Below are 12,003 nucleotides of genomic sequence, written 5' to 3' on the forward strand. Positions count from 1 at the left end.
TGGTGCAAACTATTGTGCATTTTAAGTTCACGGGTGAACTCATTCCATGATTCATCTTTTCGTTGAAATTTAAGGTATAGTGTTTGGTTGTCAGGAAGAGTGAGCTGGATGGATCTTCCGCCACAAACTTTCTGAATTATGGAGTTATCTGATAGCATTAATTCTATTTCAAGGTCCTCATTGCTTGAACTCTCTTTTAGAATTTGTTTTTTTATTTCTTTTTCGATTTTGTGCCCCATTTCAATGTCTGGAGGTAAAAAATGACTGTTTCTGTAACAGGCAATGATGAGGTCAGAGAAAAATGGATTCCGTGAGTCATAATCCAAGCTGGCTGTTGCGTATAAAAGTTCTTGTGTTGCACAGGGAGGCAGGGGAAGGTTGTTTTTTGCTAATTCAATAATTTCATCCAGAAAACCAGCTGGGAATAAATGCTTGTCTTTTTTTGCTGCTTCATACAATCTAAAACGTCTGTCTAAGTGCGAATAATGAACGATATCTTCAATTTTACATCTCAATGCTTGTAACTTGGCAATTTTTTTAAACAAATTCTCTATTTTGTGTGTTGTACTGAATTCTTTTTGGAGTGTTTCCTGTTTTTTTCTACTAAAAAACCTGTTACCCAGTTTTATTATCAGATAGAGCCAGTCATCACCACTAAAATGTTCGGTATTGCCATCCAGATAATCTTTCATTAATGATATTTGGTGTTTTTCGCCAGCAGAGAAATAGCCTTCTGGTTTTTCTAACGTTTTGATTTTTATTGTTTTTCTGTGATAAAGACACTTTTGTTCAACTAGAAGAGAGCCATTTGTGGGCAATGGCTCTGTTTTTTTCGAGCTCACAGCTTCCTGACAGGTAGTATCTGCCCTTATAGGTTGTGGCTGAGGCTGTGAGTGGATTGATGATAAATGCATGGAAATAATGTTTTAAAAATACGATTTCATTCTTAGTCCATATTTTTCTGAAAAGGTTCAAAACTTTGTGCAGATTGTTGAATAAGGTGTATCACGTCGGCAAGCGAGCAAAGTGATGATACTGATCTGGATGGCGTTCCAATGCACAAGCGATATGTTTGAGTGACTTTTCTGAGCCTTCGAAAGATAGCGCCACCATGAAGGTACAATCTGGATTTTTTGTTTTAATCCAGACACAGACTGTCTCTGGCACCCTTCAGGATGCATGCTCAAGCCTTGCCGTTATTGCAGAAGAGTTCTCGCTGGTACTGAAAGATCCGCCCTTCCGTTGCATAACAACCTGAGTGAAAGCCTGATTCGGGAATATGTCAGCGATGAAATGGGATTATCTGACAGATAGTTTAACAGGCGGTGAGCGCTTACCAAGGTAAAAAACTTGATTGCAAAGGCCTACGGTAGTCTAACATGTAGGCTTTGCACCAGTTTCTGAGACAATAACAATGCAGGAGTTTTGAATGTTTAGGCAATTATTTTTTTGGCTATTAGTATTCTATCTGCAAGACGTAAGAGCAGTTCAGGATTTACGGCTTTTTTTCGTTGTTGCGCCTTCTAACTTGAAATTTATGGTGGATGGCTGTTATGGATTTAATTCAGAGTTCAGCTACTTTATAAAAGATTTTAACGATGAATTTAAAGAGGGTCGTAAAGAAGTAGTAGTATTTGTTAAGCATTTAAAAAAAACGTTTTCTTGTTTTGTTATTCCTTCCCGCGAATTAGGTTTTATTGCTGAGGGTTCTGGTGATTATAATTTTTCACTGCATAATTTTCATTCTGAACCTGATGAACGACGCTTTACTCGATATATTATTGCCAGATCTTTGTGGTATCACCTTTTTTATACATCGTATTTGGAGCAAAAAGAAAATGAATTTAAGTTCGCTGAATCATTATTTAATAAAAATTCTGATTTGGAGGTTGTGCTGTTATTTAAGTGTTTTGGTGACAATGAATATAAGGAACATTGTAAAAGCTATTTTTCAGATGCCCTTGAGGGATTTGGATGGAACCTTGAATTTATAGATAGAAGCAAAGAGGGTTGTATGTACATTAGAATTATTATTGCTCTTGGAAATGAGAGTTATAATAATCTCCAGTCCTTTCAGTTAGATTCCAATGTACGCCTGGATATTGAAAAGTCGGGTATACGAAGGCAAGGAGAGAAAAATAAAAGCTCTATGATTTTTTTTCCATCAACAGTATTTCAGAAAAATGCCTGTGAATCACTGGCTGCCAGCGACATACAGAATCAGGAAGACTACTGCGCTTTCGGAATGATTGGCTCAAATAATGCGTGTGTGTGGACATTTCCCAGAACCTACAGCCAGATGGAAAGCTTTGTTGAAGAGAGTGCCTGTGTCAGTACTGGTGCTACTGCTAAAAATGTCTATGAAGTGTGCAGAAAATTTACTAATACTTCGGCAGAAGCCTTGAATGGCGCCAAAGCCTTATGTGTTGTTCTGACGGGAATTTCCATTAGTTTCAAAAGAGAAAAGTCAGATGCTTACAACAGTCTGAAAAATACGAGTGAATATTTAAAAGAGCTTGGATTAGAGGTTCATAATATGCCAACGGATGGTTACTGTGGCTGGCATGCTATTTTGAGTTGGATCAGAAGTAATAGGTATGAGCTTTTGTCTGAAATGACTGAAAATTCAGATGATTTAACAGCGCAGAGAGTATTTGAATATTTTTCTGCCAGGGCTCAGGAAATGGTCGAGGAAGGTGATGAACGTGAGTTTATAGTATCAATGGCTAATGAAATGAATGGATCTAATCCCGATAGAATGTGGCTTGAAGATAATCATATTCGTTTCCTGATTGCCCCGTTTATCAACCAAAACATTTTAATGCTTGATATAGCTTCTAGTGATCCCACTCCGGGATGTCCTTTTCAGATTAGCTTGATAAGAGCAGATGGTGTTGATGTTATTTTTCAGAATCAAGATGAAGTTGTTAATGCGTTGCATGAAAATCGCCATTGTATGATGTTACTTCATGCTCATAATCATTGGTTGTTGATAATGCCTGATCGTCAATTGGCTACAAATCAAGCTACTCGTGGGAATGCAACTTCACAAGATATACCGAGAGAATGGTTGGAAATTGACTGGAGTACTGTCGTTGTTCCACATCTTCTTCTGAATAAGTAGCTCACTAAATGAAAGCCTGTTGTGATGCCCAGGTTCTCAGTTTTGAGCCAGTCATCATCACTGAAATGTTGGGCTCCTCTTGCGATCACAATTTTACCGCTCAGCTACTGAGGTCGTTCATTGCAGGGCTAAATGAGAATGATTATGCTGGTGCGTAAGCCCTGGTTGCCAGCCTCTGGTGCATGGCTTCTTCGATGGTATCACTGCACTTACCCGCAAGGCACACGCCGACCTCAGAAAAATCGGGATCGTAATCAACTCCGCACCATTACGACTTTGAACCAGTGTTCAGGAACTTTTTTTATTTTGTTGCGTCTAAGTTAGTACAGGATGCAGATGCTCATTTATTTGGGCAGAAATGTTCATTTTGAGCGGGAGCTCGCTGATTTTTCCGGGCTGCAATGCATCAAGTTCAAAAAGCGCCTGCAAATTCTGGGCAGTTACCACGGAATAACCCAATAACCAGATAAAGGAGTATCTTATGAATAATCTTAACTCTTATGGAACTAATGGATTTACTGTGAGGACTCACCAGCAGCCAATGAAGTCAGGTAGGCAGAGTGTCGTCACGGAATGTTTTAATTACGATAAAGCCGATCGCTTTGTAAAAATCTCTGATACTAAATCGGAATTTTCTAAATACTGTTATAACGGCCCTACCTTAATCGATACCTCTCAGTATAGAGGTGGCAATGCGACTAGAGCATTGTCTTCGTATTCTATTAAGGCTTCTGATGATAGTTCTGAAAACAATGATAATAAAATCTTACAATTGGATATAGATGATAGTGAATGGGTTGGGATCAATGAGAATGTTCAAGCAATAAGGCTTAGTGGTTGCGTATTCCTCATTCATGTTCCTTATAATGCTAAATCCTATTATGCCTGGCATCTTAACTCGCTGCACAGGAAAATTTTATCAGACAAAACAACAGCAGCCGTCTGCATGTCTGGGGATACTACTGAAGTTAAAGCAGCTTACCGCGAAGCCAGGTCCTGGAGAGAGATGCTGAGTCAATATCCCGGGACGAGCTATTTATGTGCCACTGACGACATTGAAGATGAGTTCAGGAGTGTTTTTCGTGTAAGTCCGGCTAATATCACCAAAACCGGAGGAGTGGAGGTTGACATCACATTTGATATTGCTACCCGAAGCTTTCAGGTGATAAATCCTCTTGAAGTTGAAGCCGCTGTCAGTGAGCTTGAATCCCGAAAAGAAATGCTGCAAGAACATCCAGGGACCAGCTATTTATATGGCCCTAAAGACGTTGGAGATCTGGCAGGGAGTCCTTCTGATATTGATGCGGCTGAACCAAAACCGCAGGACAGGGTCAACTCAGCCACGCAATAGATGGCATTGTTTGGGCCGCTCTTTATGAACGCTCACATCACTTTAGGCTCCCCGCCCTCTGGATACTTTGGTGATGATGAGCACTGCCCTGCCTTGGCTCCTGCCCTTCAAAAAACCGCTGCACCAGACTGACCGAAGAAATATTGTAGGGCTAAATAAGAATGATAATGCTGGTGCGTAAGCCTTGGGCGGATCTGTCCCAATGGGATTGGTCTGCAAGTTGGTTGATGACAAATGCGAGTAAATCATTCTTTATAATTTCAATTCATTACATTATTGGTTCATATTTTTCCTGAAAAGTTCAGGATTTTCATAAAAATGATGGAGGCATTATTTTTCTGAGGAAATGACTATCCTAAATCACTGCTTTGCGGTTAAAAAACTGAAAGAAAAAAGGTGCTCCCTGTTGGTTTACAGTAAAATAGAGGTTGGTAAAAAAGCTATTTAAGTCAGCTGAAAAATAGGCATGAGCCGTAGTTTTTATTTGCTCCTGGTCATAATCGTACTAAATTTCAAACTCTATATTCGAAAGAAGCTATACGATGAGATTGTTTTTTTTTATGCTCATTTTTTCCACGCAATTTTCTTTGGCAGGAGGGTTTACTGAGGCTATTTTTGAGAATGATTTTAAAGCAGTTAAAGAGCTGATCGATCAGGGTTATCATCTGGCAAAAGATGCAGATGCAGTTCCCACTGCAATCAGCACCGGATCATTAGAGATGCTGCTTTTTCTGCTCAAACATGGTGCTGACCCAAATACCTTTACTCGTACCTACCGATATAATGGCCTGAACATAAGACATGTTTTAGGCGACACTTCAAGTATAGGTCAGATTGTTGCATTATTAAGTTATGGCGCAGTCGCTCATGATGGCCCAAATGGTCATAAGTGGGATTATAATATGGCAATAGTTGATAAGAGGTGGCTGCATGTAGCTGTTTATTATTATTGGGAGCGGATGTTAATGCACAATATACCAACACCCCCCAATAGCATTTCCGAACTCAATACCATTATAATGTCTCTGCCCTTACTTACTATTAAGGCTCTTGCTGTTTTTACTGAACATCAATTTAATTTAGAAGATATACTGACGTTGTTGCCAAATTATCTAAAGTCGTTTTTTAGAGTCTTTCTCAATTTTCATGAAGAAGACTGATAATAGGGTAGATCATGCAAGGCAATCAATAGCACTGTCGTATTTTTAATGGTCGCATAAACCCCATCTAATCAAGGCTCTTTTTAAATCGTTTTGCCGCGACCACTAAGCCACCGATAGTAAAAGCGCCCAGATAAACAGCATCCGTCGTCATGCCCTGTAACTCTGCTCCTCTTAAAATAATCCCCCTCATCAACCGCATATAGTGGGTTGCAGGCAAGAGTTCAGACAGCCATTGAGCCGCTATTGGCATGCCTTCAAAAGGAAACATAAATCCTGACAGTAGAATCGAAGGCAGCAGAATGAAAATGGTCATTTGTGAGGCCTGCAACTGTGTTTCTGCAATGGTCGAGATAATCAGCCCAAGGGTCAGGCTTGCAGAAATAAACAGCATGGTAGCCAGTAGCATCTGGATAATACTGCCGACAAAGGGCACATCAAAAATCAGGTGGCCCAGTGACATAATGATGCCGGTCTGAATAAACCCTACAAAAATATAGGGAATGATCTTTCCGATCATTAGCTCAATAGGGTGAACCGGTGTCGCGATCAGCAGTTCCAGATTGCCCCTCTCTCGTTCACGCACCAGTGCGGCAGATGTGAACATAATCATCGTCATGGTCAAAATAACGCCAACCAGACCCGGAACAATATTGACAACGGATCGTTGCTCCGGGTTGTAGTAAAGAACGATTTTAAAAAGCGCGCCCGAAGACTCAGGCTGAATCCCGGCAGTGGCACGGAAAGGCATCGTCTGGAGCTTTAAAATGGCCGAGCTGATCATAGGGTCTGAGCCGTCAATAAGCCACTGCGCGCCGGTTCTGCCATCGTTTAAGCGCTGGATGAAGTCGGATGGAATAATCAGGGCAGCTCTTACTTTTCCACTCTTGAGTGCTTCTTCTGCTCCCTGTGGACGTGCATCCTGACGAACTATTCTGATCACCTGAGTAGCCTCCAGTGCATCCATCAGAGCGCGGCTGAAGTAAGTGCGGCTGTTATCCACAGCAGTGACCGGTATCTCTCTGACATCGGTATTGATCGCGAAGCCAAACAGCAGCAATTCAATGAGAGGAATAATGACGATCATGGCAAAGGTGGCGCGATCACGGGACAGTTGTCGTAATTCTTTCATTAGAATCGAGGCAATTCTTTGAAGGCTATTGGTCATGCCCGACAGAGTTGAAAGCTTTTCCATTACTGCCGCCGCTGTTGGGTACAATGAACAAATACATCCTCAAGACTGGGGCGCACCCTTTCAATGGTTCTGTCTTTCATTTCTTCTGGCCACTGGCTTCGCAACCAGACTTCAGGCTCACTGATTGTATTGGTTATCAGAACCCGCAGGCGGGCTCCCTGCTGGGCCGAGGATAAAATTTCAGGTCGGGCTGTCAGGGCTTCCCTGACCAGCCGAAGTTCGGTGCCGTCTACTTCCAAAACCCTGGCTTGCATATCGGCCATGAGCTGCTTGGGGGAACCTTCGGCTTGCTTAATACCTCCCTCCAGAATGGCCAGACTATGGCAACGCTCGGCTTCATCCATGTAGTGAGTGGACACCAGAATAGTGACTCCCTGATCACAGAGGTCAAAAAGAGTTTCCCAGAAATCACGTCGGTTCTGAGGGTCTACCGCTGAGGTTGGTTCGTCCAGTAGCAATAATTCGGGTTTATGTAATGTTGCTGCTGCCAGGGCGAGCCGCTGGCGCTGCCCGCCACTGAGGCTGCCTGTCATACGCTTGCGGCGCTGGTCCAGACCATAGGTAGTGAGTTGGCTGTCAATGCGTTTATTGACCTCTCTGCCCGGCAGATTGAAAATTTGTGCCATGAACTTCAGGTTTTCTTCGACGGAGAGATCGTCGTACAAAGAGAATTTCTGGGTCATATAGCCCAGTCGCTGTCGAAGTGCTTCCGACTCTTTGGGTATTTCCAGCCCCAGAACACGAACGTCACCCTGACTGGGTGTCAGCAAACCGGTTAACATTCTGAGCGTAGTCGACTTGCCACTGCCATTGGGCCCCAGGAAACCAAAAATGGTCTTTTCTTCGATGTTCAGGTTCAGATGATCTACGGCCATGAAATCACCAAAACAGCGGGTCAGCCCTTTGGCTGAGATGGCCTGTCGGCTCACAGGGGCAGGTCCACTTGCACAGGCAGTCCTGATGGCAAATCAGAAGCGGTTTCCGGAAGCTGTACTTCGGCCATGTAAACCAGTCGGGAGCGTTCTTTTTCATTGAGGGCATAATGGGGAGTGAAGGCCGGGTCCAGAGAAACCCAGCGTATTTGACCAAGAAAAGATTTTTTGACGCCATCAATATGTACCGTCACGTGGTCGCCCACGTGAACAGCGGCCCTGCGGGGCTCTGGAACGTAAATGCGTGCATAGGGTGCTTCATGCAACAGCAGGATGGCCAGAGTGCTGCCTGCTGAAACTCTCTCTCCCAAGTGTCTGGGCAGACTATCCAGCCAGCTGTCTCTTGTGGCATAAATGGATAGATCCTCCAGCTTTCTCTGTTCCAGAAACTGATTGGCCAGAGCCTTTTTCATGGAAGCCTCTGCCTGTTCTATGACTTCAGGGCGATTGCCATTGAGCAAACTCTGGAGTTTTTCTCTGGCATTTACTTTTTCTGCCATGAGAGCATCACGATCAGCTCTCGCCTGATCCAGTCTGGATTGGCTGATCAGTTTGCGCTTTAACAGTGTTTCGTTTCTCTGGAACGTTTTATTGGCATCCACCAGCCGGGCTTCTATTTGCCCGACACTGGCTCTTGCTGCTGCTATGTCTTCCATTCTGGCGCCGTTGACTATTTCACTCAGATAAGCTCGTGCCCGTTCTGTTTCGGCCAGGGCCGCAGCAACGGCTGCCTGTTGCTTGCGATCATCCAGCTTCAGGATCACTTGACCGGTTCTTACCGGGTTGCCCTCATGGATGAGTATCTCTGTAATCAACTCCGAAGCGGTCGCTGTCAGAGTGACTCTGTCACGCTCAAGGGTTCCCAGTGCCTGATGGTTGTCGGAAGAGAAACAGCCGGAAAGCAAAAGTGACAGAACGGTAGTGCCAATTAAAGTCAGATGACTTTTTATCAATCTGCTCATAGAGTGAAAGCGTTTACTGTGACGATGAACATCCATCAAATGTAGTCACAAAATGAGAAGACGACCTATTACTGTCTGCGCCACCATGAAATGGAACTGAGGTTGGTAAGCAGGGAAGACAGCGAGTACCGAATCGCCTGGGAAGCGGGGGAACATCGGTACTCTGATTACAGTTAGAAGTCGATCAGGTAGCTGAAGTCAGGAACTCAACAGAGGGCGCGAAGAATGCACAGCCAGTGGTGGCCTGTGAATAATCCATCAAGTGGTCATAGTGACCATGCCTGTCGGCCTTGACCATGGACTCCATCATTTTGTCAAAATGGGTCGGAGTGCGACAGTAGGAGACAAAGTAAAGTCCGCCTTCACTGGCATTGCCATAGGGCATACTGTGACGCAGGATTTCCATACTTTTGCCTCCACTGTCCTTGACGTTGGAACGCTTTACGTGAGCTGTTGGCGCTTTTTCTTCGCCACTGAATTCAATGTCGTCCTCCTTGGTGCGGCCGATCACTTTTTCCTGCTCAGTGACCGCCAGTTTGTCCCACTTTTTGAATGAGTGAACCCACTTCTGGGTATGGATATAGCAGCCTCCGGCAAACGATTGATCTTCATCACCCACCAGAGTGACGCTGGCCCTGTTATCTCCCTGTGGATTTTCGGTGCCGTCTACAAATCCGGTCAGGTCGCGACCGTCCAGGTAACGGAAACCTGTCTCATCTTCCTGAATGTCAACGGCTTGTCCAAAATGATCCATAGCTCTGTGCAACAGGATAAAATTGATATCTCGACGATTGGAACGGATATGGAGCAGCAGATCACCGGGAGTGGCAGGTGCAGTCCGGTCACCTTCTGTCACGGCTTTGAAGGGAGCGAGAAGCCTTGGCTTAGCGGCTTTGTACAAAGCGTCCCAGGCCTGACTGCCGATACTGATCGTGGAGGTCAGCCTGGCATCGGGGTACTGTTCGCTGAGATCCCGTGTCAGCTGTGGTATCAGCGCACAGGTCTTTTTAATCTGTGTGAGGCTGTCTGGATCTTGCCTGATAGTTAAAACCAGAAAGCAGGCATCGGTATTGGCTTCTGGAGTAATTCCTGATTGTGGTGTGCTCATTTCCAACTCTGACGTCAGTTTTCGAAACAATGGCAACCTGTCTGTTCGCTGTCTGGTGCCATTGCATAGCATGAAGGGGTTTAGGTTCCGGGTCAATACACTTATCTGGCTTTATCGGATAGGTTACCGGCCTCTTCGCACTCACCTTCTTCAGCCATTTGTGCCAGTTGTGAACATTCTGATGACATCGGCTGGAAAGGACAAGCTGTGGTTTCCTCCTGACGGGTCATAAGGCTGGCAATCGTGTCCTGTCGGGTAATCTTGCATTCAATGGCGTCAATAGTTCGAAAGCTCAGCCAAATGGCTATGGCTGAGAACAGGACTCCTCCGGCTGCCTGACCCACCAGTACGCCATAGGGCCCCATATATGCAGAGGCGACCCAGATGAAAGGAACGGTACCCAGTGTCGCCCGACCCCAATTTAAGAGGGTTGAGTATCCGGGTTTGCCCAGATTGTTAAAGGCAGCATTGGCGACGAACAGAGTACCTGTGAACAAAAAGCTAATGGCAATCCAGTCGCAGAAAAACGACACCAGGCTGGCCGCTTCCCCCGTGGCTCTGAACACTTGAATGAGAATGTCCTGCAAGAAAAACAGTATGGCTGAAATGACAATGACATAATGCACAGTGAAGAGGATAGCATTTCGAAGCGACTCCCTGACCCGGCCCATCCGTCTCGCCCCAAAATTCTGGCCTATTATAGGTCCTACTGCTCCGGACAGGGCAAAAATGACACCGAAGGCGACAGGTATCAGTCGGTTAATGATTGAGTAGCCTGCTACGTAACTATTGCCGTACTGCGACATATAGCGAACCATCCAGGCGCCACTGAAAGGCATGGCCAGATTGGTGGCAATGGCAGGGAGGGTGATTGCCAGAATGTTTCTCAGATCCTTGCCAAACTGGGAAAGACGGAAGGGGGAGTAGAGTTTATGTTTATAGAAAATGCCGTAAAAGGAAATAGCAAACATTGTGGCACGAGCCATCACTGAAGCAATGGCAGCACCCTCTATATTCAATTCCAGGAGAAAGATCAGTATAGGGTCCAGTATGGCATTCACAGCTCCGGCTGAGAGTGACGATGTCATTGATAGCCTGGCATCTCCTACGGCTCTGAGCCCGGCACCGAGGGTCATGGACAAGCTGACCAGAGGCATGGAGGGAATCACAATATGCAGGTAACTGTCGGCCAGTTCATGAACTCGCCCGGTGGCTCCCAGCAAAGTCACCAGTTCAGGGATCAGAAGCCAGAAAACGATGGCCAGCGTGATACTGACTAACAGCACCAGGAAACAGATATTTACTTGATATTGACACGCTTTTTCCCGGTTGTGGCTGCCAATGGATCTGGAGACCAGGGCCCCGGCGGCAATGGATAAGCCAATACCCAGAGCCGAAGTGATAAACAGGATGGTGCCGGCATAACCAATAGCTGCAGCCAGAAATTTTTCACCGAGCAGACTGAGAAAGAAGAGGTCGAGCAGGTCGACAAAAAACAGCGTTGTGATGCCTGCTGCATTGCTGAGGCTCATGACAATGACGTGCTTCATTGTTGAACCCTGAGTAAAGCGGGCATGGGTCATGACAGGCTTCCGTTTCGACACCGTATGAAGTGTTCCGGTCAGTTGGATATAAAACGACCAAAGTCGTTAACATATAAGATAGAAAGAGTCGTGCTTTGATCAATGAACAGGACATTGCGCTTCGACCAGCTTAGTTCAGATCGCAGCGACGGGTCGGGTAAATGGCGTTACAATCAAACGCTTTATTTCCTCTGGACTGTTTATCTTATGGATCTTATCTGGAACCGGGCTGAAACCGGGTCTCCATTACTGATTCTGGCCCATGGTGCCGGTGCGGCTATGGACAGCGATTTCATGAATCAAATGGCCGTCTTGATGATGGCTGAAGGTATCAGTGTCGTGCGCTTTGAATTCCCTTATATGCGGGAGCGAAGGAAAACCGGTAAAAAAAGACCACCGGACAGGCAACCAAAATTATTGCACTGCTGGCAGGACGTGATTGAATATATCCAAAAGGATTATAACGGCCCTCTTTTCATTGGCGGTAAATCCATGGGCGGACGCATGGCCAGCCTGCTGGTGTCTGAGGTGTCTGGTCTTTCATTGAGAGGTGTCGTATGCCTGGGGTACCCATTCCATGCACCAGGT

The 12,003-nt window shown here is 45.2% G+C and carries 10 protein-coding genes; 4 read left to right on the forward strand and 6 right to left on the reverse strand.

All coding sequences use genetic code 11. The features are described 5' to 3' along the window. Window positions 1–842: hypothetical protein (locus KDK16_RS11980; RefSeq protein ID WP_257276299.1), on the reverse strand; the 842-nt coding region annotated here is incomplete at its 3' end. 587 nt (window positions 843–1,429) lie between these two features. Between KDK16_RS11980 and KDK16_RS11985 the strand changes: the two genes are divergently transcribed. The 3 genes from KDK16_RS11985 to KDK16_RS11995 all read left to right on the forward strand — a co-directional run bounded on the left by KDK16_RS11985 (window position 1,430) and on the right by KDK16_RS11995 (window position 5,635). Beyond that, on the forward strand, window positions 1,430–3,124 hold the full coding sequence (locus KDK16_RS11985) for a hypothetical protein (RefSeq protein ID WP_257253285.1): 1,695 nt from the start codon (window positions 1,430–1,432) through the stop codon (window positions 3,122–3,124). Between the two features lie 481 nt (window positions 3,125–3,605). Then, window positions 3,606–4,475 (forward strand): hypothetical protein, encoded by an 870-nt coding sequence (locus KDK16_RS11990; protein WP_257276300.1) that lies wholly within the window; start codon window positions 3,606–3,608, stop codon window positions 4,473–4,475. 542 nt (window positions 4,476–5,017) lie between these two features. Continuing rightward, complete coding sequence (locus KDK16_RS11995; RefSeq protein ID WP_257253796.1) at window positions 5,018–5,635, forward strand: hypothetical protein; 618 nt, start codon at window positions 5,018–5,020, stop codon at window positions 5,633–5,635. 67 nt (window positions 5,636–5,702) lie between these two features. Here the strand turns inward: KDK16_RS11995 and KDK16_RS12000 are convergent, their stop codons facing one another. The 5 genes from KDK16_RS12000 to KDK16_RS12020 all read right to left on the reverse strand — a co-directional run bounded on the left by KDK16_RS12000 (window position 5,703) and on the right by KDK16_RS12020 (window position 11,415). After that, a complete protein-coding gene (locus KDK16_RS12000) occupies window positions 5,703–6,830 on the reverse strand; it encodes an ABC transporter permease (protein WP_257253797.1) in 1,128 nt (375 codons plus the stop codon). Continuing rightward, window positions 6,830–7,759: an ABC transporter ATP-binding protein gene (locus KDK16_RS12005; protein ID WP_257253798.1), complete on the reverse strand. Its 930-nt coding sequence runs from the start codon at window positions 7,757–7,759 to the stop codon at window positions 6,830–6,832. The genes KDK16_RS12000 and KDK16_RS12005 overlap by 1 nt, the downstream gene beginning before the upstream one ends. Further along, entirely contained in the window at window positions 7,756–8,760 is a 1,005-nt protein-coding gene (locus tag KDK16_RS12010) for an HlyD family secretion protein (RefSeq protein WP_257276301.1), read from the reverse strand. Before KDK16_RS12010 ends, KDK16_RS12005 begins: the two co-directional genes overlap by 4 nt. Before the next feature lie 148 nt (window positions 8,761–8,908). Next, complete coding sequence (locus KDK16_RS12015; RefSeq protein ID WP_257276302.1) at window positions 8,909–9,862, reverse strand: Dyp-type peroxidase; 954 nt, start codon at window positions 9,860–9,862, stop codon at window positions 8,909–8,911. A gap of 71 nt (window positions 9,863–9,933) precedes the next feature. After that, a complete protein-coding gene (locus KDK16_RS12020) occupies window positions 9,934–11,415 on the reverse strand; it encodes an MATE family efflux transporter (protein ID WP_257253801.1) in 1,482 nt (493 codons plus the stop codon). A gap of 102 nt (window positions 11,416–11,517) precedes the next feature. Between KDK16_RS12020 and KDK16_RS12025 the strand changes: the two genes are divergently transcribed. Beyond that, window positions 11,518–12,003, forward strand: a 486-nt coding sequence (locus KDK16_RS12025; RefSeq protein WP_373690986.1) for an alpha/beta family hydrolase, incomplete at its 3' end; no start/stop codon positions are given.

This window comes from Endozoicomonas sp. SESOKO4 (assembly GCF_024606275.1).

Bases quoted from the DNA above. Each gene is read 5' to 3' on its own strand.
- KDK16_RS11985 (WP_257253285.1), top strand. From the start codon at position 1,430: ATGTTTAGGCAATTATTTTTTTGGCTATTAGTATTCTATCTGCAAGAC.
- KDK16_RS12020 (WP_257253801.1), bottom strand. From the start codon at position 11,415: ATGACCCATGCCCGCTTTACTCAGGGTTCAACAATGAAGCACGTCATT.
- KDK16_RS12010 (WP_257276301.1), bottom strand. From the start codon at position 8,760: ATGGATGTTCATCGTCACAGTAAACGCTTTCACTCTATGAGCAGATTG.
- KDK16_RS12000 (WP_257253797.1), bottom strand. From the start codon at position 6,830: ATGGAAAAGCTTTCAACTCTGTCGGGCATGACCAATAGCCTTCAAAGA.
- KDK16_RS11990 (WP_257276300.1), top strand. From the start codon at position 3,606: ATGAATAATCTTAACTCTTATGGAACTAATGGATTTACTGTGAGGACT.
- KDK16_RS11995 (WP_257253796.1), top strand. From the start codon at position 5,018: ATGAGATTGTTTTTTTTTATGCTCATTTTTTCCACGCAATTTTCTTTG.